This is a genomic window from Bacillus sp. HMSC036E02 (assembly GCF_001836235.1).
Lineage (GTDB): Bacteria > Bacillota > Bacilli > Bacillales > Bacillaceae_G > Bacillus_A > Bacillus_A cereus.
The window spans coordinates 135,272-161,609 of sequence record NZ_KV827856.1 but is presented as its reverse complement, the minus strand read 5'-3'; the positions used below and the strand labels follow the sequence as shown (position 1 = coordinate 161,609).

Sequence of the window (26,338 nt, the reverse complement as noted above, 5' to 3'; positions counted from 1 at the left end):
TTGTATCGGGCTATGTTTTCTAACGAACAAATAAGAAAACATTATAGTATACAGGAGGTGGACACCTTAGTTTTTTAACTAAGGGGATTCATTGGAAATATTTAATTTAGTCATGGTTGCGATTTTAATCGCATTTACTGGATTTTTCGTAGCAGCAGAGTTTGCGATTGTAAAGATACGTTCAAGTCGTATCGATCAGCTTGTTGCGGAAGGAAAACGCGGTGCTTTAGCAGCGAAAAAAGTAACAACAAATTTAGATGAATATTTATCTGCTTGTCAATTAGGTATTACAGTTACAGCTATGGGATTAGGTTGGTTAGGTGAACCGACAATTGAAAAGTTATTACACCCGTTATTTGAGAAATGGAACTTAAATCCTTCTATTTCATCAGTATTAACATTTGGTCTTGCTTTTATGATTATGACGTATTTACACGTTGTAGTAGGGGAATTAGCTCCGAAAACGATGGCAATTCAAAAGGCTGAAAGGGTAACGTTATTATTGGCAGGTCCATTAATGATGTTCTATAAAGTAATGTATCCATTTATTTGGGTATTGAACGGTTCAGCTCGTGTGATAACTGGTTTATTCGGTTTAAAGCCAGCTTCAGAACATGAAGTAGCTCATACAGAAGAAGAATTACGTCTTATCCTTTCAGATAGCTATGAAAGTGGCGAAATTAATCAAGCTGAATACAAGTATGTAAATAACATTTTTGAATTTGATAATCGTATTGCAAAAGAGATTATGGTACCGCGAACAGAAATCGTTGGTTTCTACCTGGAAGATTCAGTAGAAGAACACATGAAAGTGATCCAAAATGAGCGATACACACGTTATCCGATTTTTGGAGAAGATAAAGATGATATTATCGGTATGGTCAACGTAAAAGATTTCTTTATTCGATATATGACCGAGGATCAAAAAGATTTATCATCTATTCGCTCGTATATGCGTCCGATTATTGAAGTGATGGAAACGACTCCAATTCACGATTTATTACTTCAAATGCAGAAGAAGCGAATTCCGATGGCTGTTTTATATGATGAGTACGGAGGAACAGCCGGAATTGTAACGCTTGAAGATATCTTGGAGGAAATCGTCGGCGAAATTCGTGACGAATATGATGAAGATGAAGCACCGCCAATTCAACATGTGAACGAGCAACATATCATTGTTGATGGAAAAGTGCTTATCTCAGAAGTGAAAGATTTATTTGGATTACACATCGAAGAAGATGATGTGGATACAATCGGTGGATGGATTATGATGCAAAATCATGAAATCGAAGAAGGACAACACGTTGAGGCGGAAGGTTATGAATTTAAAGTGTTAGAAAAAGACGCTTACCAAATTAAACGTGTTGAAATTCGTAAGATGGAACAAGAACAAGAAGAAGAAGAGAAAGCAGCAACTGTGTAAGTTGCTGCTTTTCTTCTAAAGTACAAAAAATGAGAACTTAGGAGCGGATATTTTGATTCAAGAAGCCTTACGTGTATATCGATTACAATTGTATGTGATCTTTAGTGGTTTACTACTTATGTGGACGATTACTCCGTTTGGAAAACAAGTGACAGGGTTCGGTATTGGATTAGCAGTAAGCGCCTATTGTCTTTGGTTATTAGCTCGCAGAGTGGAGAAACTCGGAAAAAGTATCGTAATGAAGGAAAAGGCTCCTGGATTAGGAGTTTTAAACCGATTTGCAGCTGCTATTTTAGGAGCTATCATCATGTATGAAATTGAGCATGAAATGGAAATGTGGGCATTCGGTACAGGTATTTTAGGTGGTCACTTTTTAATGATTGCAAATTTAGCGTATGCAAATATGCAGTTAGTGAAAGAAGAAGAGAAGCAAAGAGAACATGCTTCGAAAAACATAGAGCTATGATGAAAGGGACCTAATCAGGTTCCTTTTTTAGTTTAGCGATATGATACAAGTAATCAAATTAATGACAAATATAATACGCTTCTTTTTTGTGTTTTTCAATAGTATGAAAAATAATAAAAAAATTTTAAAAAACCCATCGATTTCTAAAGGTTATGTATGTTATTATGACAAAAGACTTTTTGAAAGAGGTGGATACCAATGTTACAAGCGCTACTTATTTTTGTGCTTCAAATTATTTACGTTCCAATATTAACAATCCGTACGATTTTGCTTGTAAAGAATCAAACAAGATCCGCTGCTGGTGTTGGATTGTTAGAAGGAGCTATTTACATTGTCAGTTTAGGTATTGTGTTTCAAGATTTATCAAATTGGATGAACATCGTTGCCTATGTCATTGGCTTTAGTGCGGGACTGTTATTAGGCGGTTATATAGAGAATAAATTAGCAATTGGTTATATTACGTATCAAGTTAGTTTACTAGACCGTTGTAATGAATTAGTAGATGAATTACGTCACTCTGGATTTGGCGTTACAGTATTTGAGGGCGAAGGTATTAATTCTATACGTTATCGCTTAGATATCGTCGCAAAGCGTTCTAGGGAGAAAGAGCTTTTAGAAATCATTAATGAAATTGCACCGAAAGCGTTTATGTCTTCGTATGAAATTCGCTCGTTTAAGGGTGGATATTTAACGAAGGCGATGAAGAAAAGAGCGTTAATGAAAAAGAAAGATGAACATGCATCGTAAAAAAGAGGAGTAGTGCTGCATTAAAAGTGCGGTATAAGTCCAAATGTAAAAGAGAGGAATCTATTTTGATGTAGATTTCTCTCTTTTTTTATGAAAAATATTCATCTATTAATTCAAAAAAACTAAATCGTATAATTATTTTTTTTACTCATTCTCAAATTAATGATTAGCCATATAATTTGAAAAAATACCGGTATGATAAACGCAATTAATAAAACGATAAGTGATATTGATTTAATTTCAGGTGTTTGAATAACACCAGCCCCATCAACATCTCGTAGCCAAATAATAGCGGCCCATATTCCAAAAACGATAATCCAAAATATGTTACCAATCCACCAAGAAATCCATCGTTTTTTCATGTTAGCACCCCCTACATTTATCTACTGTTAAAAGTATATTTTGGTTCGTTACATTTATAATGAAACAACTTTAAAATCAGTTTTTAACTGTATATCTAACTTGTTTGAAGGTTACTATTTCTCCATCATCATTATCATCTTTCGTTTGCAAAAGTTGAACTTTTGGTTTGTAGTCTGTCCGATGAGCGTGTTCGATATCTTTAATGTTAAGCTTGTAGGATTCACCATTCTTTAGCTTTTGTTCTAACACTTTTTTATTAGCAACATAAATAAAAGTTACTTTATTTTCATCAATTCCTTCTGTCTTAATTTCTAACTCATTATCTTTTGCTGTGATCGTTGGTGTTAATAATTCCATACTGCCTTTCCCGCTTTCTAAAGAATTCTCTGCTATAGTTGAACATCCTGATAGTATGATTCCGGTGAATAGAAGAACAAGTAATTTCCTTTTCATAACATCCCCTCCGATTCTATGTGATTTTTGATTTTGGCATTGTTAGACTGCTAGTGTGGAGCGTAAATGTTTAGCTAGTACTCTTTTTATTGTACCATAATATGTAAATTAAAAAAGGCTGTATATCCAATGTAAGAGAGACTGAAAAATTTACTTATTGTTGTAAATTCGTGTGTTTTAGCTTCTAGTTCAATCGAAATGTAGACAGGAGAAAGAAATTTTTTGTGGGAATTACAATTTTTACATTTTACAATAATGATAGGGAATAGATGAATTCATTCACTTCGGAGGTAGTTATTTGAACATTAACGAGAAGGCAATTGAAATGTTTGAACAAAATAAATATGAGGAAGCAATGGAACTGTTTCAACAAGCAGTACATGAATCTAGAGACGTACAATCTCTCAATAATCTGGCTTGGATGTACTTCTATGAGGAAGAGAATGATGATAAAGCTCTTGAATTAATAAGAGAAATTGTTAAGTTGAATCCTTCTTCATACTTTCCTTATAACATCTTAGGGGACATTTACATGAAACAAGAAAAATGGACAGAAGCGAAAGAAGTATTACAAAAATCTATTTCGATTCAACCATCGGATGAAGCATATCATAATGTAGCTGTAGCTCATTATAACCTTGGAGAGCTGGAAAAAGCTTCGGAATTTTTTTTACGAGTTGCAGGGGATTCGGACTATATCATGTATAGCTATGTAAAATGTTTAATTGATTTAGAACGAACGACAGAAGCAAAAGAGAAGTTAGATACTTTTAACAGGGAATCTGATAATTTTTTAGGGGAAATTAATGTAGCAGATTTATATGTTGAATTGAATTGCTATAAAGAAGCAATTGAATGGTTCGAAAAGGGATATAAAGAATGCTGGAAAAGTCCTAATTGGATTGGTAGATTTGTGTATGCTCTATATAAAACGAATAATTTCTCCCGTATAAATGAAGTTATACGGGAATCTATCGAAGCGAAAACAGCAGATATAGAAGATGTTCAGAATGAAGAAGTAGAAGAAAACTGGACAGAAAATGATAAGAAAGAGTTAATTGAGGAATATACAGAAGAGAATAATTGTTATAAAACAATGGTAGAACGTATCAAATCTGGATATGTTCCAGGATTAGAGTTTGAAACTGATTATATAGGCGCTTGCTATTTATTTGGTTGTAAAAGACATAATCACCTTGAATATGAAAAATAAAAAGATTCGACTGTCACATATGATGGTCGAATCTTTTTCGTTATAGGTCGCTTGTATTACATAGGTGTATATCCTCTTTAGAGGCCACTTTTTTTATATTCAAAATATGTAGTGAAATAAAACCAATAAGTCCTATTCCGCCAAAAATAAGCCATGGTGTATACATTCCGCTTAAGTTGGATGTAAAAGATGTACCGGTATAATTACCAATGATAAAACCAAATGCGAGTGATAGTTGATAAAATCCGAAGAAAGTGGCTGTATATGATTCATTACTGTAATTTGCAATAGCGATATCAGCGTTAGGTAATACGAGTGTTTCACCGATTGTAAATAAAATTACACAAATAAAGAGCCAATATGGGTGTTGAAATAAAGGAAGGAGTAAAAAGGAAATACTCATTAATAAAACACCGTATTTAATAATCGAAAGTGTGTTGTATTTGTGGAATAATTTTCGGAATAATATCATAAATATGACGCCTGTTATCGCATTTATCGTAATAACGAGTGTAGCAAGTTGATTGCTATTACTAATGTTTTTCATATGAAGTGGAAGTGCGACAGTAAGCTGAGTAAACATAATATAGAAGAAAATCATGATAAAGGAAAACAGAAGGAAAGATTTGTTTTGTAAGATGACCTGTATTCCTAATGTAATAGACGTGTTTTCAGTAGTGACTTGGAAGTGATTTTTAAGTAAGTAAAAAATAAAAGCAAATAACAGCATAAGAGATCCTGTTAGAGAGAAAGCGTAGAGTGGATCGAGTAAGAGTAAGAATCCTCCTGCAATTGGTCCGATTATTGCACCGCAATTAAAGCTAAGGTTTAAATATGTAAATAAATTTTTTCTCAAATGAGCTGGCTGTGAGCCAAATATAGCGCGAGCGGCAGGTTCGTAAAATGCAGTTCCGAAGCCAATAAGTGCAGAAGAAATAGAAATTGTATAGAAATCAGAGCATATTCCTAAAGCGATAAATCCGACTCCTCTTAAAAATAATCCGGCTATCATCATAATGATATAGCCTATTTTGTCAGCAATTAACCCTGAGAATAATGGGATAACTCGTGATGTAATTGTCATAATCGTCAACACTGTTCCTACTTGGACAGCAGAAAAATGAAGAAAGGTTAATAGATAAATAGCTAAAAATGCGTATACTGCAAAATACCCAAAAGACATAAAAAATAAAGAAATAAGCATGAAACGTATCGGTGTTGAGAAACCTTTCATAGAAATCCTCCTAATTATGTAACCAGTAAAATTATTTGATGGTTAACTATTTTATACTATAATTATACATAAAGTCAGAAAAAAGTAAATTTTAAGAAGAAGGTGGATCGAATTGAATCAAAACGCTCCAAATGAACTAGAATATATTCGGGAATTTTTAAATACATGGAGAATACCAAACGATACGAGAGAGCCAATTGATTTGCTGCAAACAAAAGAAGATATAAAGCTCTTTATGAAAGAATATTTTGATGAAGAGTTTCCATTTCATAGGATAGAGGAATTAAGAGGTTTTCGAGAAGATATTCGGATGACAATTGAAGGCAAAGGATCATTGCAAAAATGGTTAGAGAAATACCCATTTCATGTACATATAAAGGATGATATGAAAGGTATTACATATGAACCAGTATATGAAAAGAATGTGTATACAAAAGTGTTAAGCATTGTATTAATGTCAATTCAAGAAAATGTGTGGGGAAGGTTAAAAGCATGTCCAGATTGCCGCTGGGTATTTTATGATCATTCGCGTAATGGAAGTAAAAGATGGTGCGGTATGTATGCTGGAGAAGAAGGAGGAAGAGCGTGCGGTACAATTGCAAAAGTGAAAAATTACCGAGCGAAGAGAAAAGGAAGAACGGGTTATGATGTGTAATTAATAGTGGGGAAGAAAATGGATGGGGGAATGTAGCATATGAAAGGTACACAAATGTTAGCTTTAAATAAAAAGTGTTGGGATACAGTTGCACCTTATTTCTTTCAAGTGGATTGTTTACCGAAATATGGTCCTTATACGGCGTCTGAAGATGAGATTCATTTGTTCGATTCAATTAAAGATAAAAAGGTACTTGATATTGGATGTGGAAGTGGGCATTCGCTGAAATATATGGGGGAACATGGAGCAGAGGAAGTATGGGGTCTGGATCTTTCAAGTGAACAAATTAAAATAGCGAATGAAACGTTAAAGAGTTGGAATCCAAAGTTAATATGTGGAGCAATGGAAGAAGAAGGGGATATACCGAAAGATTATTTTGATATTGTATACTCCATTTATGCATTAGGCTGGACTTCGGATTTAAGAAAAACGTTGGAATTGATTTATTCGTATGTAAAGCCAGGAGGAAGTTTTATTTTTAGCTGGGAGCATCCCATATATTCAAACTTACAGTATGGTACAGAAGAAGTTGCTATAAAGTCTTCTTATCATGAGGAAACGCCCATTACGTTTGAAACATTTAAAGGAGAAAATGTACAAGCGACATTATATAAGAGAAAAATAAGTACATACATAAATGAGTTAAATAGAGCGGGATTTAAAATTGAGAGAATAGAAGAGCCTGAACCATCAAGCTCGTTTGATGGAGAACTAGCTGAGCCGTCTACGAAGTATTATTCTTTATATAAAGCTAGAATGGTGCCGACTACTTTTATTATTAAAGCTAGAAAATAAACTGTTTTTATAAAAGAAGCCTATCATTTCAAACAAATGATAGGCTTCTTTATTTTAATAAAATTCAGGTTAAATGTGTACTTTTCTTATAAAAATGCATTTCATATAAAAGGTGTAATTATTTTGGGGAAGGGGGATTGTTGTGCGTCATCATAGAAAGTGCAAAAAATTTGGAGTGGCACTGCCTCTTCCGCTTCTAGGAGCAACGGGTCCGACAGGTAATAGTGGTCCAATCGGTCCAACTGGAGGGCATGAAGGTCCTGTTGGTCCTACAGGGGTGACTGGACCGACGGGAGCAACTGGGCCCCAAGGTCCTCAAGGTATCAGGGGGATACAAGGTCCCCGAGGGACAACAGGAGCACAAGGAATACAAGGGGTTATTGGTGATACAGGAGAGCAAGGTATAACTGGCCCAACTGGTCTCCAAGGTGCTCAAGGATTAATTGGTAACCAAGGTCTAATTGGTGATATTGGAGTACAAGGATTAGAAGGAATACAAGGAGCTACGGGTCCTGCTGGTAGTCAAGGTATACAAGGCATACAAGGAATACAAGGGGAAATAGGTGAGCGAGGACAAACAGGGGCACAAGGAATGCAGGGAGAGAGAGGCATAACTGGAGTCTCGGGTATAACTGGTCCACAAGGCCCTCAAGGTGTTCAAGGAATACAAGGAGAGCAAGGGGCTATTGGTATACAAGGGGAAGACGGCTTCCAAGGTATACAAGGAATTACTGGAGAAGAAGGCCCACAAGGAGCTCAAGGAATACAAGGTGAAGTGGGTCCAACTGGTTCTACTGGAATGCAAGGTGCCCAAGGTATAAGTGGAATAAAGGGGATAACAGGTGTAATAGGTTTACAAGGACCACAAGGTGTGCAAGGAATACAAGGTATAACGGGAGCAACAGGTTTTCAAGGGATAAAGGGAATAAGAGGTATAACAGGAGCGACGGGTAGTATTGGCGCTCAAGGCTCAGAAGGACCACCGGGCGGTCCGACGGGAGTGACCGGTCCAATTGGCCCTTCTAGTGGGGTGACTGGACCAGCTGGCCCACCCGGTCCACCAGGAGGTCCAACAGGTCCAACGGGTGCGACCGGTTCAACAGGTGTAAGCGGAGGGATAGGACCAATTGGAGCGCAAGGAGTGGAAGGTATAACAGGTCCAACAGGTTCTCAAGGTGTAAGGGGAGCGCAAGGTTCCCAAGGTGTAGTTGGAGCAGTTGGAGTACAAGGAGCACAAGGTCCTCAAGGTAACCAAGGTATAACAGGTCCAACTGGTGCAGAAGGTTCTCAAGGAATACAAGGTCCGCTGGGAGTAACTGGTCCAACTGGTGCAGAAGGTCCTAAAGGTATTCAAGGTATACAAGGTGTGATAGGTCCAACAGGTGCACAAGGAATGGTGGGAATACAAGGGATAGCTGGTCCAGTTGGTGTTACAGGAGCGGAAGGAGCTCAAGGAATACAAGGAATCCGAGGAGCAACTGGTCCTGCTGGAGCACAAGGTATACAAGGAGTTCAAGGAATTCAAGGGGAAACAGGAGCAGCTGGAACACAAGGTCCTCAAGGTGTTCAAGGGATACAAGGGACTACCGGATTGACAGGTACACAAGGTGCCCAAGGTCCTCAAGGAGTGCAAGGAATAATAGGACCGACTGGAGCTATTGGTTTGCAAGGTCCTCAAGGATTACAAGGAATAACGGGTCCAACAGGAGCGCAAGGAGTGCAAGGAATACAAGGAGTGCAAGGAATTATCGGCCCAACAGGTGCACAAGGAATTAGAGGTCCCCAAGGAAATACAGGGGAAGTCGGTATAACAGGCTCACAAGGAGTCCAAGGAGCGCAAGGTAGTCAAGGCCCACAAGGCCCACAAGGAAATGTTGGAATTACAGGAGCAACGGGCGAAACTGGAGCCACAGGAGCAACTGGGGCAACTGGACTACAAGGTGTGCAAGGTGTTCAAGGGATTACGGGAATACAAGGAATAACGGGAACGACAGGCAATACAGGTGCAACGGGTCCGCAAGGAATACAAGGTATACAAGGGATTCAAGGGTTGCAAGGCCCAATTGGAGCAAGTGGGGTGACAGGTGCTAGTGGTAGTATAGGCCCAGTTGGAGCACAAGGTAGTCAGGGCCCAAGTGGCGTGGTGGGACCGACAGGAGCAACTGGTAGTGCAGGTTCAATAGGTTTCTTGGGAATAGCGGGAGCGACAGGAGCGACTGGCTTACCTAGCGGGGGAGGTTATTTCTTTTCTACTTCAACGAGTATAATTGCAGCGAATGCGTTAATACCAATTAATTCTGGATCTACAGTTTTTGGTTCTGATGTCAGTTTAACAAATGCAACAACTGTAACGTTAAGTACGCCAGGAATTTATTTAGTAAGCTATTATTTTCAAGGCGATCCAACTGCCGGAAATGAAACAATTTCAGTGAGGCTTACTTTAAATGGAATACAAGTCGCAGGGAGTTTTATTTTTTATGTTACAGGAGGTACTTTTATATTAGAACCAGCAGTTTCGAATACGATGGTCATTGAAGTTACTTCTTCAAATGCAACTTTGTCTTTACAAAATGGTCCGTTAGCTATCGGGCATGTAACGACATTATCTGGTGTGATAACAGCTAGTTTAAATGTATTAAAAATAGTTTGATACGTTAGTTATAACGGGGGAGATGCTTGTGAAGAATCAAGATAAGTGTAGTAAGTTTCAAGCACCTATTCCTTTTCCACCGCCAGGTATTACGGGGCCCACTGGTCCAACCGGTCCAACTGGTGCTTTAGGTGGACCAACTGGACCGCAAGGAATACAAGGCGTACAAGGTCCAATCGGTCCAACCGGCCCACAAGGAATACAAGGAGTGCAAGGGGTGCAAGGAGAAAATGGTCCAACCGGCCCAACTGGTTTAACTGGACCACAAGGTTCTCAAGGTAATCAAGGACCTATGGGAGAACGAGGCCCACAGGGAATACAAGGTGTTCAAGGAATACAAGGAGAAAGAGGTCCGACTGGTCCAACTGGTATTCAAGGGATACAAGGAATTCCTGGCCCAATCGGTCCGACCGGTCCAACAGGAATACAAGGAATACAAGGAATGCAAGGAGAAATCGGTCCAACCGGCCCAACAGGAGTACAAGGAATACAAGGAGTGCAAGGGGAAATTGGTCCGACTGGACCAACTGGAAATACTGGTATACAAGGTGTGCAAGGTAATTTAGGAGGTAGTGGTTTACAAGGTGTAACCGGAATACAAGGAATACAGGGTCCGATTGGTCCAACAGGGCCAACTGGTTCTCAAGGAATTCAAGGGGAGCAAGGACCAATGGGTCCACAAGGGGAAACTGGTGTTCAAGGTTTACAAGGTCCCCAGGGAGAGATGGGGCAGGTAGGTCCAACAGGAATACAAGGAATACAAGGAGTGCAAGGTGTAATCGGTCCGACTGGTCCAACCGGTTTACAAGGTGATCCAGGTCCAACTGGCCCAACAGGAGCCACTGGGATAACTGGTCCGACAGGTTCTGCAACTGGCCCGACTGGAGCAACCGGTCCAACTGGTCCACCAGGAGGTCCAACTGGTCCAACCGGTCCAGCAGGATCACCAGGGGGTCCAACTGGTCCGACTGGAGCAACAGGGGCAACAGGAGCGACCGGAGCAACAGGAGCGACTGGAATTCAAGGGGTACAAGGAATCCAGGGACCGACCGGAGCAACTGGTGTAACAGGTTTGCAAGGAGTACAGGGACCAATAGGGGCAACGGGTCCAACGGGTGATCAAGGCATTCAAGGTCCACAAGGGATACAAGGAGTAACCGGTCCGACTGGTCCGCAAGGTCTACAAGGAATCCAGGGACCGGTAGGAGCAACCGGTCCGACTGGTCCACAAGGAGTGCAAGGGGCACAGGGGCCAATCGGTCCAACCGGCCCTCAAGGGATACAAGGCATACAAGGTGAGCAAGGAGTAAGGGGAGCGACCGGTCCAACTGGTTTACAGGGGCTACAAGGAATCCAAGGTTCACTCGGTCCAACCGGTCCTCAAGGTTTACAAGGAGTGCAAGGGATAAGTGGTATAACAGGTCCAACTGGTCCTCAAGGAATCCAAGGAATTCAAGGTCCACAAGGAGATATAGGTCCAACGGGAGCGACTGGAATACAAGGAGTGCAAGGCCCAGAGGGTCCAACCGGTCCAACTGGTGCAACAGGCCCGCAAGGGATTCAGGGAATACAAGGGATACAAGGTCCAACCGGTCCACAGGGAATTCAAGGTCTGCAAGGAATTCAAGGTCCGATTGGTCCAACAGGCCCGACTGGACCTCAAGGCATACAAGGTATAACTGGCTCGACGGGTCCAACCGGTGCAACTGGAGCAACAGGTCCGACGGGAGTAACGGGTCCTCAAGGTCCTCAAGGAATTCAAGGTCCACAAGGAGTAACAGGCCCAACAGGAGCGACCGGCTCTACGGGAGTAACAGGTCCACAAGGAATCCAAGGAATCCAAGGTTCGCAAGGGATAACGGGTCCGACGGGAGCAACAGGAGTGACTGGAATAACAGGCCCACAAGGAATCCAAGGAATTCAAGGCCCACAAGGTGTGACGGGAGCAACCGGCGCAACAGGAGCGACAGGAGTGACTGGTGCAACTGGATCGACCGGAATACAAGGCATACAAGGAATAACAGGAGCGACAGGGGGAACAGGAGTAACAGGCCCAACAGGTGCCACGGGTCCAACAGGCTTAACTGGAGCAACAGGATCATCTGCTATATCGACAGGTGGCGGATATTTCTTTTCTACATCAACAAGTACAATTGCAGCAAGTGCCAACATCCCAATTAATTCTGGATCCACTGTATATGGAACTGGTGTATCTTTAACTAGTGCTACGACAGTCACAGTAACGACGCCAGGAATATATTTAGTAAGCTACTATTTTCAAGGGGATGCAAATGGTGGGAATGAGACAGTATCTGTTAGATTGCTATTAAATGGAACGCAACTAACAGGGAGTTTTATACAAAACGTAACGACATCAACTGTAGTAATCGAACCAGCCATTTCAAATACACTTCTTGTGAATGTGACGAGTGCCAATTCAACATTAATATTACAAAATGGCCCGTTAGGTGTAGGGCATGTGACTACTATAGCAGGTGCGATTACAGCAAGCTTAAATGTAGTGAGAATTTTATAAAGAATATAAAAAACACAAGGAATGTCTTTGTAAGACACACCTTGTGTTTTTTAATATTAAATAAACATTTTCTTTATCTTTTCGGTTGAAAAATATGCTGAAAGAAGTATTTGTGATGTAAGTTATCTACAACCTTATTTGCTTGATATGTGCGTTGTTTTTCAATTCGAAGTCTTTGCTCCATCATTTTAATTGCGTGATCAGATAAACGTAACATAATACATTCTCCTTTTCTATAAATATAGGTGACTATTTGATATCGATCCCATATTTATAATTAAGGAGGCAAAATGTGTAACATAGGCAAAAAGCACCTTCCTCTCCCATTACGCTTACGAGGTTAGCTGTCGGACTCGGGAAGTGAGAGTTTCCCTACTTAAAAAAGATTCGCCCCAAGTAGCATAGCTACAAAAATGGTTCCCCCGCTCCAAAATTTGGACTCAGCAAAAGGTTTTATAAAGTAAAAAATAACATAAAGGAGCGAACAAGTCAAATTATTTTGTGTATTCTGTCTTTTTTAATTGCGTAAGAATCATACCGTCAGGAAGTATTGTATCTGATACTGTAATGAATCCGTGTTTTTTATATAAAGTAATAGCAGGGGTATTCGCTTTACCTGTTTGTACAATGTATGTCATTGAAGAGGGAAACATGTTAAATATATAAATTAGGAGTTTCGTTGCGATTCCTTTTTGAAAAAAATCGGGCGATACAACTAACCTGTGGATATCGATTAGTTTTTCTTCTTGTACAAAAGAAATAAAACCGACAAGTTTATTTTCAGAAAAATATCCATAGAATGTTTCAACGCAATTTTGAATATCGTTTACAGTATCATATAAACGAGGTATGGCAGTACTATTTAAGTAGTCTGCTTCAACTTTATAAGCTGGAATTTGAACCTGTAAAATGGATGTTGCTACTTCAAAAGAAGTGGAATTTAACTTAAGAATCATAGATAATGAAGCCTCCTTTAAATATGGTATATGAATATAATTGCTTTATGGGTGAGTTTGACAATATTTTTCTTTTTTGCATATAATATATGTATCTCCATATGTAAAATAGTAGTAAATATATTTCTATAGTGAAATATGATTAGCAATGATAAATACATATGTTTGTATTAAATCATACAAACTATAATAGAAATGGAGGACTAAAAATGGGATGGATTATCACATTAATAGTTGGTGCTATTATAGGTGCAATTGCTAGTTCTATAACAGGTAAAAATTTCCCAGGTGGTATGTTCGGAAATATTATCGCAGGTTTATTAGGTGCTTCGTTAGGTGGTAGATTATTTGGATCCTTTGGGCCATCATTTGGTGGGATTCATGTAGTGCCAGCATTATTAGGTGCAATCGTGTTAATTTTTATTGTATCATTTGTAGTGAAAGCTGCAAAGAAATAGATATATAGATTATGATGAAGAGCCCTGAATAAGGGCTTTTCATCATTCGAAGAGGTGGTTTCATTGGAGAAAATAAATATAAGAAAAAGAGATAAGTTAAGAAAGTTTTTTAGAGAACAAAATTATTTGGCGGTATTACTTGGATTTGCGTTATTGTTCATTAATATTTTATTGCTAACAAAAATATCATTTGTTTTTACACCGTTTATCGTATTTTTAAAAACAATTTTCTTCCCAGTACTATTAGCAGGCGTACTATTCTATATTTTACATCCATTCGTTTCGCTTTTAGAAAAGAAAGGTGTTTCAAGAATCGTATCGATAGCTTCTATATATTTAATCGTACTAGGATTATTTGTATTTTTAGTTGTAACGGTTATCCCTATTATTAAAGATCAAATTGATGCATTAATTGATAACTTACCGTATTTTGGCCATGAGATTGAACAAGCAGCACGTAGATTCGGGGAAAGTAATTTACTCGGTAAAATTCAGGAGAATTTAAATATTAATGTTGCGAATATGGTAAAAGACTATACAGTTGATTTTACAAAGTCATTATCATCAGTAACTGGGAATGTAACTGGATTTTTGAGTACTATTACAGAGGTTGTTTTAACATTTGTAATGGTTCCATTTATATTGTTCTATCTTTTAAAAGATGGCGAACAATTGCCGAATCACTTCTTAAAGTTCATTTCAGAGCAAAGACAACCAGCAGCAATGAGAATACTAGATGATATGCATTATGCGATTAGCTCGTATATTAGAGGTCAAATTATCGTCAGCTTATTTATCGGTATTATGCTATTAATTGGTTATCTTATTATTGGTATTAAATATGCGGTATTACTTGCGATTTTAGCGATGATTGTAAATATCGTTCCGTACGTAGGACCAATTATCGCGATTACACCAGCGTTAATTATCGCATTCATCGACTCGCCAGCAATGGTGTTAAAAGTAATTATCGTTATGATGGTTGTACAATTAGCAGAAGGTAAATTTATTTCTCCGCAAGTTATGGGTAAAAAGTTAGATATTCATCCGATTACTATCATTTTTATCATTTTAACTGCCGGAAACTTATTCGGGATTATGGGCATTATTTTAGCCATTCCAGGATATGCGATATTAAAAGTGTTAGTTACGCACGGTTATAGATTTGTTAAGTTGAATACGTGAAAAAAAGCGTTAAAACAGTGGGAACTGTTTTAGCGCTTTTTTATTAACAATTCATTTGCATATTGGCGCGCCCATTGATCCGCTTCTAATATAGCATCTAGTGAAGGATCTTTTACGTTATGATGAGCTTCAACTGTTTTGTAAATTGTTTTTTCAATATCGAAAAAGGCAATTTCATTTTTTAAGAATAGTGCATTCGCAAGTTCATTTGCTGCATTTAATACAGCGGGAGTAGTACCACCGATTTTGCCACATTCATATGCGTATTGTAGACAAGGGAACTTCTCTAAATCTGGTTTTTCAAAATGTAAACTACCGATTTCTAATAAATTTAATTTTTCATAGGAAGAAGGTAGCCGAGTAGGATAGTGAAACGCATATTGAATCGGCATTCTCATATCAGGAGCACCGAGCTGTGCCATAACTGATCCATCAATAAATTCTACTAAAGAATGAATGATACTTTCTTTATGAATCATTACATCAATTTTTTCATATGGAATATCAAATAGCCATCTCGCTTCCATTACTTCGAACCCTTTATTCATTAATGTGGCAGAATCAATCGTTAGTTTTGCGCCCATTAACCAGTTTGGGTGCTTTAAAGCATCTTTAGCTTGTAATGTTTGCATTTCATCACGTGTTTTATCACGGAATGCACCGCCAGAAGCTGTAACGATTAATTTCTCAATTTCTTTATTATTTTCTCCGTTTAAACATTGGAAAATAGCTGAATGTTCGCTATCTACTGGAATTAAGCGACATCCGTTTTGTTTCGCTAGTTCAGTTACGATATGTCCAGCTGCAACTAACGTTTCTTTATTAGCGATGGCAATATCTTTCTTCGCCTTTAATGCTTCAATCGTTGGAAGTAGTCCGGAAACTCCGACAACAGAACTTAATACAAGATTTGAATCAGGGTGAGTAGCTACCGCAATTAAGCCATCAGTTCCGTATGTGATTTTTGTATTCGCTGAAATACGCGTACGAAGCGTGTCTGCTAAGTCTTTTGTTGCAACGCTTACAATACGAGGTTGAAACGTTTTGATTTGTTGCTCAAGAAGATCGATATTATAATTTGCGGTTAAACCGACGATTTTGAAATGTTCAGGATGAGCTGAAACGACATCTAATGCAGATGTGCCGATGGATCCTGTGGAACCTAAAATGGATATATATTTTACCATGAAAAAACCTCCAAAGTTGTTTCGAATATTTCTGCAAACCTATATAATATTAGACAATTGAAGTGGAAATTCCTGCTATATAAAATAGAAAATTCGGGTTTGTTTGGAAGTGAAATGTGATAAACTGTAAAAAATAACGAAAAAGCAATGAAAGAGAAGAGTACATATTCGAAACTTTTCAGAGAGCTGATATGTGGTGAGAATCAGTAAGGGATGAATATGGAATGGACTCTGGAGCTTCTAACTGAAATGAGTAGGTAAAGACGGTTACTTCACGTTATTGAAGTATGAAGTGAGCTAATGATAGCTAATTAAGGTGGTACCGCGGGAGTCTCTCGTCCTTTTTTAAGGATGAGAGGCTCTTTTTATTTTGAGAAAGGAGGAGTTAGTGTGAGTGAAAAAATAATGTTAACAGGAATTAAGCCGACAGGTTATCCACATTTAGGAAATTATATTGGTGCGATTAAACCTGCATTACAAATGTCAAAGAATAATGAAGGAAAAGCATTGTACTTTATAGCTGATTATCATGCATTAAATGCTGTGCATGATTCAGAAAAGTTCAGCAGTTATACGAAAGAGGTAGCAGCTACTTGGTTATCGCTTGGACTTGGGGAAGATGTTGTTTTTTATCGGCAAACAGAAGTACCGGAAATTCTAGAATTAGCTTGGATTTTAGCTTGCCTAACTCCGAAAGGTCTTATGAACCGTGCTCATGCGTATAAAGCGAAGGTGGAGCAAAATAAAGAAGTAGGGTTAGAGGTCGATGCGGGAGTGAACATGGGGTTATATACGTACCCGATCTTAATGGCAGCCGACATATTACTATTTCAAGCTACACATGTACCTGTCGGAAAAGACCAAATTCAACATATTGAAATCGCGCGTGATATTGCGACGTATTTTAATCATACATTTGGCACGACATTTACACTACCGGAGTATGTCATACAAGAAGAAGGAGCTATTTTACCTGGTCTTGATGGAAGGAAAATGAGTAAAAGTTACGGAAATGTAATCCCATTATTTGCAGAGCAAGAAAAACTTCGAAAGTTAATATTTAAAATCAAAACAGATTCTTCACTTCCAAATGAACCGAAAGAACTAGAAACCTTATTTACAATTTATAAAGAATTTGCGACAGAAGACGAAATACAGTCATTACGTGAAAAATATGAGACTGGAATCGGATGGGGCGATGTGAAAAAAGAGTTGTTTCGCGTTGTAGATCGTGAGTTAGCTGGACCTCGTGAAAAGTACGCAATGTATATGAATGAGCCGAATTTATTATATGAGGCGTTAGAAAACGGTGCTGAGAAGGCACGCGCTATTGCAAAGGTAAATTTAGCGGAAATTAAAAAACGGATTGGATTTGAGAGGGAACGTTAAGCGTTCCCTTATTTTTTTTGATAATCTGTAATAATCCTCTCAATAACAGGGGGAAGATTATTAGGTAATTCATTAAGTGAAAAGAAGCGTAGTTCTTTTGATTCACTTTGATCGCATACAAGTTCACCATGAAATTCTCGGCAAATATAAACAACGAGTACACCGTTTACTTGATCGCCGTTTGGATAGATTTGAAAGAAATCTGGCCCTGAGTATGTACGGAATAGTTCTGGATTTTTAATAATAAGTCCAGTTTCTTCAAACACTTCTCGTTTTAAAGCATCTTCTAACGTTTCGTTATATTCTAGGGCACCACCAATAATGCCCCAGCGGTTAAAATCTGTACGGAGCTGCAGCAATACTTCATCTTTTTCATTTAATATAATGGCGTGTGATCCTATTAGAATAAGTGGATGATTTCCTACTAGATTTCTCATATCTTCAATATAACCCATGTCATTGCTCCTTGTATTTAATAATAGTTAGGAATTTCTTTTAACATTCGTTCTGTTTTACGTGCTGTAAAGGCTAAGTTATGGTCGTCTTTCGTTCTGAAAAATAATGTGCGTAAAAAGGTTTTAATGTTGGCACATAAAATACAATACTCATTAAGCGAAAGGCGTTTTCTTATTTGAGGAAGCCTTTTTATTTTTTTATGAATAATAGAAATTAACTCGTTTTGAGGAAAATCATGATACAGCATTGCTAGTAATGGCGTAACAATGCGCTCATCTTCGTTATTATGAAAAAGGTCAGATGGAATAAAGATTTTATTTAATAAACAATGAATTAATTCTTCGTACCATTCAAAAGTTGTATACGTATTATGAACAATTTCAGTAAAGGCATCAGATACGTGAGCAAGACAATGAGCCCATCCTTTATTTTCGATATAGCCCCGAAAATCCGTTTCTAAGTTTGTGTATGTAATGAGTTTATTTTTTATTTCTTCGATATCTTCCTCTGTACAAAAGTAGTGCGAATTAGCGAATTGGAGTATTAACGCAATTAACGAAACAGTGTAAGAACGTGTGAAAACCCCATCTGTATGTGGGGAGTAAATGTCACAATATAAATACTCATCACTTAAACAAGTTTGCAGAAGTAATTTCAGCTGATCGTCCATAAGGAATTCATGATGAATGAAATGCGCAAAACATTTATATATAAGTTGGTAACGAACGTAGCTATCAGTCGTTCCGATATACTGGAGCATGTTCAAAGTTAACTCATTTACGTCTATATGCTGTAGTTGCGTATAGTCATTTTGTTGTATAAGCTCTAACTGTTGTTGCAATGCTGTAATATCCACTGGAGAACCTCCTCCGCACTTTAAAGATGCGATCTTTTCTAGTATTCTATATATTCAAGGACAATCCTGCTCATGCAAGGAGAACGATTAGAAATTCGAGTATGATATAGATGAGGGAAGAATATGACGACGATAGAACAGTTAGAAAAATATTTTAAAATAAGAAGAAATGCTTCTTCTATTATGATAAAAGAAAATAATGCAGAGATTTTTACAGAAGAGCAATTAGAGGGAATGATGCAATATTGCGTTGCTGAAGCTAAAAAAGATGGATTAGAAAAACTACATTTTGAAATCTCTTCAAAAAGTCCAAATTATGATGTGTATAAAAAATGTTTTGAAACGTATTCATTTGAATATGTTACGGAAAACATGATTGTATTTAAAGATATATATGAAGTAGAAGATGTAGAAAGTGAAATGGATTTTAAGCTTATTGAAGAAGTTGGAGAAGAGGCTTTTTATTCACTGTGGAATGAAGCGACGGGAGAACCAGTCGCTCATGATCAATTTGTGCATATGATGCTACAAGAAATTGGTGAGCAATGGAAAGAACATTGCTTAACAGCGAGTGTCGATGAAGAGCCGATAGGAATTGTAATCCCGCATATTGAAAGAGGTACGTTAGAAGAAGGGAAACTTATGTACTTCGCAGTTACTCCAAATATGCGTAATAAGGGATATGAAGCGGCATTATTTGCAGGTGCGATGTTTGTCTTAAAGGAAATAGGTGCATCTTATTATATTGGTGAGACAAATATACAAAATGAATGGATGAAGGATGTTTTTGAAAAGAATGGATGTCAGTTGCTGAGTTGTACTGAGCGGTATGTAAGGAAGTTTTAGGATATAATCTGGGACACATCTAGTGAGAACCCTTGTACAAATTTTGAACAAGTAAAAGAACTTTTCGCCTGTTTGTAAGATAAAAAGAAAAATGAGAACGACAAAGTAGATATTTGTATAATACAATAGAGTGAGATTCGATTATATGAGAAAGCGTTGGTGAAAGAATGGGACAGCAAAGAAATTGGTTACAAGCAACTGTAGAAAGAAATAAAGATAATACGTTACAAATAAAGTGGGAAAATAATATAGAAGAAGTTCGTATTTATTGGAGTACTTCACCAGAACATATTGAAGAAACTGGAGAATTACTTGCAACGGTAAATGGAGAATTATCATATACAATTGAAAACCCGAGTGAAAATGAACGTCCATATTTTAGATTAGTAGGAAGTAATGGACAAGCAGTAACAGTAGCTGAGCGTAGACTGCCATTACAAGGCGCGTTTAACTTCCGTGATATGGGAGGATATGAAACGACTGAAGGCCGTAAAGTAAAATGGGGCAAATTATACCGCTCTGAAGAATTAGCAGGGCTAACTGAATGGGATATTGCCTATTTACAAAAGTCTGGTTTAAAGTTAATTTGCGATTACCGTACAGACTTTGAAGTGAAGCATAAGCCGAATCCAGAAATTACGGGTGCTCGTCAAGTGTGCTTACCAGTTATGCAAGACTTAGCGAAAGACTTAAATATAAATGAGTTTTTCCAAGTTGGTGACCTTTCTATGTTAGGAAAACCAGGTGAGTATCTTGTGAAAATGAATCAAGATTTCGTAAGTGGTAACGAGGCATTCGTGAGCTTCTTAAACTTAGCGCAAAACCCGGAAAACTTACCGTTAGTAAACCACTGTACAGCTGGAAAAGATCGTACTGGATTTGGTTCAGCATTATTACTACTTTTACTAGGTGTACCAGAAAAAACAGTAATGGAAGACTACTTACTAAGTAACGGATTCCGTGAAAAGCTAAATGAAAAAATGATGGCCTTTTTAGGTGCGAAATTACAAAACGATGAGAGTAGAGCGATATTAGGTGCAATGTTTGAAGCACGTGCTGAATACTTGCAAGCTGCGATTGGTGAAATTCAAAAGCAATACGGATCAGTTGAAGCATACGCTGAAGAATCTCTCGGCTTTACGAAAGAGTCGTTAGAGGAAATGAAAGTGTTATTGCTGGAAGATAAGTAAGAAGAAGGAGGCTGGTTTTAATTAGCCTCCTTTTCTTATTGTTGATATAATTAAGCTATGAGAATATAGGAATTGAGGAGAACATCATGAAATACAAATTTATATTATTCGACGTAGACGATACATTATTAGATTTCCCTGAAACGGAAAGACACGCATTACATAATGCGTTTGTACAGTTCGGGATGCCTACAGGGTATAATGATTATCTTGCAAGTTATAAAGAGATTAGTAATGGATTATGGAGAGATTTAGAAAATAAAATGATTACGCTAAGTGAATTAGCGGTAGATCGATTTAGACAATTATTTGCCCTTCATAATATAAAAGTAGATGCGCAGCAATTTAGCGATGTATATCTTGAAAACTTAGGGAAAGAAGTACATCTTATAGAAGGTGCAGTGCAATTATGTGAGGATCTACAAGATTGCAAGTTAGGTATTATTACGAATGGATATACGAAGGTGCAACAATCGAGAATTGGAAATTCGCCTGTATGTAATTTCTTTGATCATATTATTATTTCAGAAGAGGTTGGTCATCAAAAACCAGCACGTGAGATTTTTGATTATGCGTTTGAAAAGTTTGGGATTACAGATAAATCAAGTGTATTAATGGTTGGAGATTCGCTTTCTTCTGATATGAGAGGCGGAGAAGATTACGGCATTGATACGTGTTGGTATAATCCGAGTTTGAAAGAAAATAGGACAGATGTTAAGCCGACTTATGAAGTGGAGAGTCTGCTACAAATTTTAGAAATTGTAGAAGTGACTAAAGAAAAAGTAGCTTCATTTTAAGTGTATTGATATATGTTCAGTTACAGTCAATATAGGAAAGAGCTGTGTAACAACTAGAGGTGAATAAAGGATGTTAACGTTTTTATTTGAGTTAGACAAGAATCTCCCGCAGAAGGATGAGCCACGGTATGATGCTTATTCAAAGGGCTTTATCGAAGGAGATGTAACGATTTGCGCGAGTGACAGTGTATTTTTTCAAAAATCATGTATGAAGGTTGCAGAGCTGGGGATTTATTTAGGTCAGTGGATGGAACAAGTTCAACATGGGCAGAACGTGCCTATGAAATATGAAACGGCTGACCGTGAAGAGGTAATTCTTGGTTTCTTCTACGAAGAGGATTATAATCAATGGAATGTTTTTTCCAGCTGGCAAGAATTTGAACTTCAAGAGCGTATAGCTACTACAACATTAATAGAGAGCGTTCAACGCTATTTATATGAGTTAAATAAGGAACTGCGCATGATAGAATATCCTGTGACGTTTGATCAGTACTTAAGAGGAGAGCGAATGATGCAACTCTCTTACAAACGACCGTGTGATAGCAAGGCAGATACGACGCCGATAGAGGTTTATAATGGAAGTGAGCAAGTAGGTGTAGTAAGGGGCTATTATAAAAATACGCTGATGAGAGTGCTGGATTTTATTCCGAAAATTGGTAGTAATATTATTTATGAAATAAAGGATAGTAAGGACAATATTCGCGTCATTGCAAAGGATGTAAGTAGGCAGCGCCAAAGAAGGATTTTAGTAACGTACAAAGATAATCATGATGCAGAGCATGAAATACTTGTATGTGACGGAAAGTTATTGGATGCAAATTTCTTATTTACCTTTACATATAAGGCAGAAGAATATGTTGTTCATAAAACTTCATTTGGAATGGGAAAGTTATTACGAAAGGGCTATGTAATTGCAGATTGGAATATTCGTCTTGAGGAAGATATGTATTACATTGAGATGAATGTATATGATGAAGATTACATGCAGGATCAATACTTACTATTAGGCGTATTTCATGCGGTTTTATATGGATAATCAATGAGAAATACCGTCATTCTTCTTGGAAAGAATGACGGTATTTTTTATTTATCCTCAAAAATAAAAATCTCATCAATCGTACTATGTAGTGCCTTCGCTATATCGTGAGCAAGTTGTAAGGAAGGATTGTATTTAACTTTTTCGAGATGACTAATTGTTTCACGTCGCACACCAACGCTCTTTGCTAAATCTTCTTGTGTCATGTTCAACTTGGCGCGGTATTCTTTTATTTTCGTTACGAACGCCATGGTGCATCTTCCGTTTCATCAACAGGTTTATCGTAAAAGAACATAGAGAAGCCGAACGTAAGAATGAGTGTGCTGAAAATAAGAGCGATATCAATCTCTTGTAGTACCGGGTTTGGAAATAACATTTCAATAAACAGAATGATAGCGGTAGTTAGTAATGTAACGATAAAGGCATTGCGGCACGATTTATTGACGATTTGTTCAAATAGTTCATCGTGTTGAACTGTTCTATACGATGTGAAAAAGGAGAAGAAACACAACATAGTAAACAGTCCTTTTTCATAAAAAAAGCCGAGGAAACCGAAGAAACCGAGAAACCCTAAATATTTTATCCAAGTAGTTTTCATGATAGGTCCTCCTTACGTTGTTAGAAATAAGTCACGTTATGTTACAAATATATCACAATTGGATAGGAATGGTAATAATAGTTTTCCAGTTTGCTTCATAATAATAGTAAAAAGAGGAAATATGCTGCAAAATAGAGAGGATAATATTGTAAAATGGTTGTAAGGAGGGGGAGGAAGAAATGCTAACTTGGATCATGATCGTTGTATTACTTGTAGTGATTACTGTCATTGCGACGGTGTTAATTGGGCGGAATGGTGATGCAAATTATAGCAAAGCGACAAAGGGGAATATTAAACGCTTAACAATGATTTATATTATACTAGCTGTCGTTTTAGTTGTTGGATTAGGGGTGTATATTTATTTTAAAGGTTAAATAAACTGAAAAATGTAAAAATCTTAAAATAGAAGTATGCTATAATATCAATATAGTTATTTGGTAATTAAGGAAAGGATTGGATGGAATGATTGAAATTACGAATGTGTCAAAAAGTTATAATGGGTCTACCTATGCAGTAAAAGACTTAAGTTTATCTGTACCTAGCGGAGAAATTTTTGGATTTTTAGGGCCGAATGGTGCGGGTAAATCAACGACAATTAAGATGATTACTGGTATTCACGGGGTAGACAAAGGGACTATTACGATTAACGGAAAAAATATTATGGAAGAGCCGATGGAAGCGAAAAAGACGTTTGGTTATGTGCCAGATAGCCCAGATATGTTTTTACGATTAAAAGGAATTGAATATTTAAACTTTATGGCAGATATGTATGAAGTGCCGAAAGACGTACGACAAGAGCGAATTGAGTCTTTAGCGAAGAAATTTGATCTTTACAATGCGTTATCGGATCAAATTCAAAGTTATTCGCACGGTATGAGACAAAAAATCGTTATTATTGGTGTGCTCGTGCATGAGCCAGATATATGGATTTTAGATGAACCGTTAACGGGGCTTGATCCGAAATCCGCATATATTTTAAAAGAAATGATGAGAGAACATGCGGATAAAGGAAAGATTGTATTTTTCTCGACACACGTATTAGAAGTAGCAGAAAAAATATGTGACCGCGTTGCAATTATTAATAAGGGGAATCTTCAGTTTAAAGGGAATTTAGATGAAATGAGAGATCATTTTAAATCCAATGAATCACTTGAAAAAATGTTCTTGGAGATGACGGGCAATGAGTAAAATTTGGACGTTAACGAAAGTATTATTAAAATTAAATTATGCAGATTTTATAACAGATAAGAAGAAGCGATGGGCGTATGTATTTTCATTTGCAGCCATTTTATTTGTCGGCTTTTTACTATTTGGTTCTATCACGCACGCAATGTATGAGGGAATGATACATTTAGGGCAAGATCCAGGAATGATTATCGCAATGGGACTTGCGATTGCGAGTATATGGGTATTTTTAATGAGTATAACGAACATTTTAACTGTATTTTACTACAGCAATGACATTGAAATGTTACTACCATTACCATTAAAACCAGCCCAGATTATTTCGGCAAAATTTTTAACAGTATTAATAACACAATACGTAATGAGTTCATTCATTTTATTACCAATCTTTATTACGTACGGATTAAAAAGTGGCGCATTTATTACATATTACATATACATGATTTTTATTTACTTACTCTTCCCGATTGTGCCGTTAGTACTAGCTTCGTTACTGATGACAGTTATTATGAGGTATACAAATATAGCAAAAAATAAAGACCGAGGAAATATATTTATTGGAATTGTAAGTATACTATTTATTGTAGGAATTAATGTATTTTTACAGTGGAAAAATAAAAGTTCGTTTTCTGAAGATGCAATTGCGGATTACCTTGCGAACAACCAATCTTCTCTTTTAGTACAAATGACAAACTATTTTCCAACTACATATTTCGGAGCAGTGGCATTAGTAGAAAATGCAAATTGGAAGGGTCCTTTATATGTATTAATCTTTGCACTTATTTCATTTGTATTTTTTGTGTTGTTTTATTACATTGCAGAGCGTACATATTTAAAAGGGGTTATTGGACTTTCAACGAGTACAGCAAAAAAAGAGGTCATTTCAGCCGAAGGATTACAGAAATCAACGGTACAAAGTTCACATTTAAAAGCGTATGTGAAAAAGGAATTTAAAACGTTATTCCGTACACCACAATTTTTCTTAAATTGTATTGTACAAACTTTCGTTATGCCGATTATGTTGTTCTTTATTTTATTTGTGCAAGATGGGAATTTAAAGTTTATTACAGAGTATATTAACAATCCAGAGACAACGGGATTTGCAATTGGTGTTGGCCTTTGTGCATCGTTATTTTTAATGGGTAGTAACGTCATTGCAACAACGTCATTTTCGCGAGATGGAAGCTCTTGGTTTGTGAATCGTTATTTACCAGTAAAGGCTTCGGATATCTTTTTTGCGAAAGCAATCACTGCTTGGTTAATTAATGTGATCATTTTAGCAGTATTCGGTATTACGATGGCAGTTGTAGCTGGGATTTCTCCAGTCTTTATGATACTGTGGTTTTTACTAAGTGCGAACGGGTTGTTATTAATTAATTTAATCGGAACACGCTGGGACGCACAAACTGCAGATATTCATTGGGATACAGAGCAGAAATTATTTAAAAGTCGATATACCACTTTGTGGAATTTTTTGGCTAATATTTTAATAGCTTTAATTATTGTGGGGGGAGTAAGTGTATTATACTTCTTCCTTCATGTCGGACTATGGGTTATGTTTATCGTTTTATTTGTAATGTTTACGATTGTAAATTATATCTTTATTAAAATGTTAAAATTAGGTGCTGAACGTATACTGTCAAATATTCAATAAGAAGATAGAT

The 26,338-nt window shown here is 37.2% G+C and carries 28 protein-coding genes, 1 riboswitch and 1 other annotated feature; of the genes, 18 read left to right on the top strand and 10 right to left on the bottom strand.

What is annotated here, in order from left to right; genetic code table 11:
- The first annotated feature begins 91 nt into the window (after positions 1-91).
- From HMPREF2590_RS19005 to HMPREF2590_RS18995, 3 genes are all read left to right on the top strand, one after another.
- The gene (locus HMPREF2590_RS19005) at positions 92-1,423 is read left to right on the top strand and encodes a hemolysin family protein (RefSeq protein WP_000402257.1); all 1,332 of its coding nucleotides are present in this window, start codon (positions 92-94) and stop codon (positions 1,421-1,423) included.
- A gap of 52 nt (positions 1,424-1,475) precedes the next feature.
- Entirely contained in the window at positions 1,476-1,889 is a 414-nt protein-coding gene (locus HMPREF2590_RS19000) for an ATP synthase subunit I (RefSeq protein WP_000613876.1), read from the top strand.
- A gap of 198 nt (positions 1,890-2,087) precedes the next feature.
- Positions 2,088-2,636, top strand: a complete 549-nt coding sequence (locus HMPREF2590_RS18995; RefSeq protein WP_000938438.1) for a DUF2179 domain-containing protein — start codon at positions 2,088-2,090, stop codon at positions 2,634-2,636.
- 122 nt (positions 2,637-2,758) lie between these two features.
- Here HMPREF2590_RS18995 and HMPREF2590_RS18990 read toward each other — a convergent pair whose 3' ends face one another.
- Both HMPREF2590_RS18990 and HMPREF2590_RS18985 read right to left on the bottom strand, forming a co-directional pair.
- Positions 2,759-2,998, bottom strand: a complete 240-nt coding sequence (locus tag HMPREF2590_RS18990) for a DUF3923 family protein (protein ID WP_000747679.1) — start codon at positions 2,996-2,998, stop codon at positions 2,759-2,761.
- Between the two features lie 76 nt (positions 2,999-3,074).
- Positions 3,075-3,452, bottom strand: coding sequence for a hypothetical protein (locus HMPREF2590_RS18985; RefSeq protein ID WP_000823781.1), 378 nt, complete (start codon positions 3,450-3,452; stop codon positions 3,075-3,077).
- Positions 3,453-3,750: 298 nt separating this feature from the next.
- Between HMPREF2590_RS18985 and HMPREF2590_RS18980 the strand changes: the two genes are divergently transcribed.
- Entirely contained in the window at positions 3,751-4,665 is a 915-nt protein-coding gene (locus HMPREF2590_RS18980) for a tetratricopeptide repeat protein (RefSeq protein ID WP_044584706.1), read from the top strand.
- Positions 4,666-4,705: 40 nt separating this feature from the next.
- Here HMPREF2590_RS18980 and HMPREF2590_RS18975 read toward each other — a convergent pair whose 3' ends face one another.
- Positions 4,706-5,899: an MDR family MFS transporter gene (locus HMPREF2590_RS18975; protein WP_044584705.1), complete on the bottom strand. Its 1,194-nt coding sequence runs from the start codon at positions 5,897-5,899 to the stop codon at positions 4,706-4,708.
- Between the two features lie 112 nt (positions 5,900-6,011).
- Here HMPREF2590_RS18975 and HMPREF2590_RS18970 point away from each other — a divergent pair, with 112 nt between their 5' ends.
- The 4 genes from HMPREF2590_RS18970 to HMPREF2590_RS18955 all read left to right on the top strand — a co-directional run bounded on the left by HMPREF2590_RS18970 (position 6,012) and on the right by HMPREF2590_RS18955 (position 12,535).
- Positions 6,012-6,554 carry a CGNR zinc finger domain-containing protein gene (locus HMPREF2590_RS18970; RefSeq protein WP_001072941.1) on the top strand — a complete coding sequence of 181 codons (543 nt, stop codon included), beginning with the start codon at positions 6,012-6,014 and terminating at the stop codon, positions 6,552-6,554.
- Between the two features lie 39 nt (positions 6,555-6,593).
- Positions 6,594-7,349, top strand: a complete 756-nt coding sequence (locus HMPREF2590_RS18965; protein ID WP_000679180.1) for a class I SAM-dependent methyltransferase — start codon at positions 6,594-6,596, stop codon at positions 7,347-7,349.
- A gap of 142 nt (positions 7,350-7,491) precedes the next feature.
- Positions 7,492-9,999 carry a collagen-like protein gene (locus tag HMPREF2590_RS18960; RefSeq protein ID WP_044584704.1) on the top strand — a complete coding sequence of 836 codons (2,508 nt, stop codon included), beginning with the start codon at positions 7,492-7,494 and terminating at the stop codon, positions 9,997-9,999.
- 22 nt (positions 10,000-10,021) lie between these two features.
- Positions 10,022-12,535 (top strand): BC_3345 family exosporium-associated protein, encoded by a 2,514-nt coding sequence (locus tag HMPREF2590_RS18955; protein ID WP_070861495.1) that lies wholly within the window; start codon positions 10,022-10,024, stop codon positions 12,533-12,535.
- 73 nt (positions 12,536-12,608) lie between these two features.
- Here HMPREF2590_RS18955 and HMPREF2590_RS30440 read toward each other — a convergent pair whose 3' ends face one another.
- Together HMPREF2590_RS30440 and HMPREF2590_RS18945 are read right to left on the bottom strand one after the other, a co-directional pair.
- Complete coding sequence (locus HMPREF2590_RS30440) at positions 12,609-12,752, bottom strand: hypothetical protein (RefSeq protein WP_000945243.1); 144 nt, start codon at positions 12,750-12,752, stop codon at positions 12,609-12,611.
- Between the two features lie 96 nt (positions 12,753-12,848).
- A riboswitch (cyclic di-AMP (ydaO/yuaA leader) is annotated at positions 12,849-12,991 on the bottom strand.
- 38 nt (positions 12,992-13,029) lie between these two features.
- Positions 13,030-13,491 (bottom strand): GNAT family N-acetyltransferase, encoded by a 462-nt coding sequence (locus tag HMPREF2590_RS18945; protein WP_000601229.1) that lies wholly within the window; start codon positions 13,489-13,491, stop codon positions 13,030-13,032.
- A gap of 209 nt (positions 13,492-13,700) precedes the next feature.
- Between HMPREF2590_RS18945 and HMPREF2590_RS18940 the strand changes: the two genes are divergently transcribed.
- The gene (locus HMPREF2590_RS18940; RefSeq protein ID WP_000539730.1) at positions 13,701-13,949 is read left to right on the top strand and encodes a GlsB/YeaQ/YmgE family stress response membrane protein; all 249 of its coding nucleotides are present in this window, start codon (positions 13,701-13,703) and stop codon (positions 13,947-13,949) included.
- Positions 13,950-14,012: 63 nt separating this feature from the next.
- A complete protein-coding gene (locus tag HMPREF2590_RS18935) occupies positions 14,013-15,134 on the top strand; it encodes an AI-2E family transporter (protein ID WP_000411480.1) in 1,122 nt (373 codons plus the stop codon).
- A gap of 29 nt (positions 15,135-15,163) precedes the next feature.
- On the opposite strand, the gene HMPREF2590_RS18930 is transcribed toward HMPREF2590_RS18935, so the two are convergent.
- The gene (locus tag HMPREF2590_RS18930; RefSeq protein ID WP_000241795.1) at positions 15,164-16,321 is read right to left on the bottom strand and encodes a 1-deoxy-D-xylulose-5-phosphate reductoisomerase; all 1,158 of its coding nucleotides are present in this window, start codon (positions 16,319-16,321) and stop codon (positions 15,164-15,166) included.
- Between the two features lie 138 nt (positions 16,322-16,459).
- Positions 16,460-16,667, top strand: a binding site (T-box leader).
- 44 nt (positions 16,668-16,711) lie between these two features.
- Between HMPREF2590_RS18930 and HMPREF2590_RS18925 the strand changes: the two genes are divergently transcribed.
- Positions 16,712-17,710, top strand: coding sequence for a tryptophan--tRNA ligase (locus HMPREF2590_RS18925; RefSeq protein WP_001290896.1), 999 nt, complete (start codon positions 16,712-16,714; stop codon positions 17,708-17,710).
- A gap of 8 nt (positions 17,711-17,718) precedes the next feature.
- Here HMPREF2590_RS18925 and HMPREF2590_RS18920 read toward each other — a convergent pair whose 3' ends face one another.
- Both HMPREF2590_RS18920 and HMPREF2590_RS18915 read right to left on the bottom strand, forming a co-directional pair.
- Positions 17,719-18,165 (bottom strand): NUDIX hydrolase, encoded by a 447-nt coding sequence (locus HMPREF2590_RS18920; RefSeq protein ID WP_000540460.1) that lies wholly within the window; start codon positions 18,163-18,165, stop codon positions 17,719-17,721.
- Between the two features lie 17 nt (positions 18,166-18,182).
- Positions 18,183-19,022: a DUF2785 domain-containing protein gene (locus HMPREF2590_RS18915; RefSeq protein WP_000355452.1), complete on the bottom strand. Its 840-nt coding sequence runs from the start codon at positions 19,020-19,022 to the stop codon at positions 18,183-18,185.
- Between the two features lie 123 nt (positions 19,023-19,145).
- Here HMPREF2590_RS18915 and HMPREF2590_RS18910 point away from each other — a divergent pair, with 123 nt between their 5' ends.
- From HMPREF2590_RS18910 to HMPREF2590_RS18895, 4 genes are all read left to right on the top strand, one after another.
- Positions 19,146-19,868 (top strand): GNAT family N-acetyltransferase, encoded by a 723-nt coding sequence (locus tag HMPREF2590_RS18910; RefSeq protein ID WP_000207426.1) that lies wholly within the window; start codon positions 19,146-19,148, stop codon positions 19,866-19,868.
- A 167-nt stretch (positions 19,869-20,035) separates the two neighbouring features.
- Complete coding sequence (locus HMPREF2590_RS18905) at positions 20,036-21,058, top strand: tyrosine-protein phosphatase (RefSeq protein WP_000531497.1); 1,023 nt, start codon at positions 20,036-20,038, stop codon at positions 21,056-21,058.
- Positions 21,059-21,144: 86 nt separating this feature from the next.
- A complete protein-coding gene (locus HMPREF2590_RS18900; protein ID WP_000875417.1) occupies positions 21,145-21,855 on the top strand; it encodes a YjjG family noncanonical pyrimidine nucleotidase in 711 nt (236 codons plus the stop codon).
- A 70-nt stretch (positions 21,856-21,925) separates the two neighbouring features.
- Entirely contained in the window at positions 21,926-22,891 is a 966-nt protein-coding gene (locus tag HMPREF2590_RS18895) for a tubby C-terminal domain-like protein (RefSeq protein WP_000955104.1), read from the top strand.
- Between the two features lie 47 nt (positions 22,892-22,938).
- Here HMPREF2590_RS18895 and HMPREF2590_RS18890 read toward each other — a convergent pair whose 3' ends face one another.
- Positions 22,939-23,142, bottom strand: a complete 204-nt coding sequence (locus HMPREF2590_RS18890) for a helix-turn-helix transcriptional regulator (RefSeq protein WP_000896306.1) — start codon at positions 23,140-23,142, stop codon at positions 22,939-22,941.
- Complete coding sequence (locus HMPREF2590_RS18885; RefSeq protein ID WP_000859233.1) at positions 23,130-23,489, bottom strand: DUF3796 domain-containing protein; 360 nt, start codon at positions 23,487-23,489, stop codon at positions 23,130-23,132. The genes HMPREF2590_RS18890 and HMPREF2590_RS18885 overlap by 13 nt, the downstream gene beginning before the upstream one ends.
- Before the next feature lie 179 nt (positions 23,490-23,668).
- Between HMPREF2590_RS18885 and HMPREF2590_RS18880 the strand changes: the two genes are divergently transcribed.
- From HMPREF2590_RS18880 to HMPREF2590_RS18870, 3 genes are all read left to right on the top strand, one after another.
- Positions 23,669-23,863 (top strand): hypothetical protein, encoded by a 195-nt coding sequence (locus HMPREF2590_RS18880; protein ID WP_000958863.1) that lies wholly within the window; start codon positions 23,669-23,671, stop codon positions 23,861-23,863.
- A gap of 88 nt (positions 23,864-23,951) precedes the next feature.
- The gene (locus HMPREF2590_RS18875) at positions 23,952-24,677 is read left to right on the top strand and encodes an ABC transporter ATP-binding protein (RefSeq protein WP_000570203.1); all 726 of its coding nucleotides are present in this window, start codon (positions 23,952-23,954) and stop codon (positions 24,675-24,677) included.
- Positions 24,670-26,328 (top strand): putative ABC transporter permease subunit, encoded by a 1,659-nt coding sequence (locus HMPREF2590_RS18870; RefSeq protein WP_000036887.1) that lies wholly within the window; start codon positions 24,670-24,672, stop codon positions 26,326-26,328. Before HMPREF2590_RS18875 ends, HMPREF2590_RS18870 begins: the two co-directional genes overlap by 8 nt.
- Positions 26,329-26,338 lie beyond the last annotated feature (10 nt).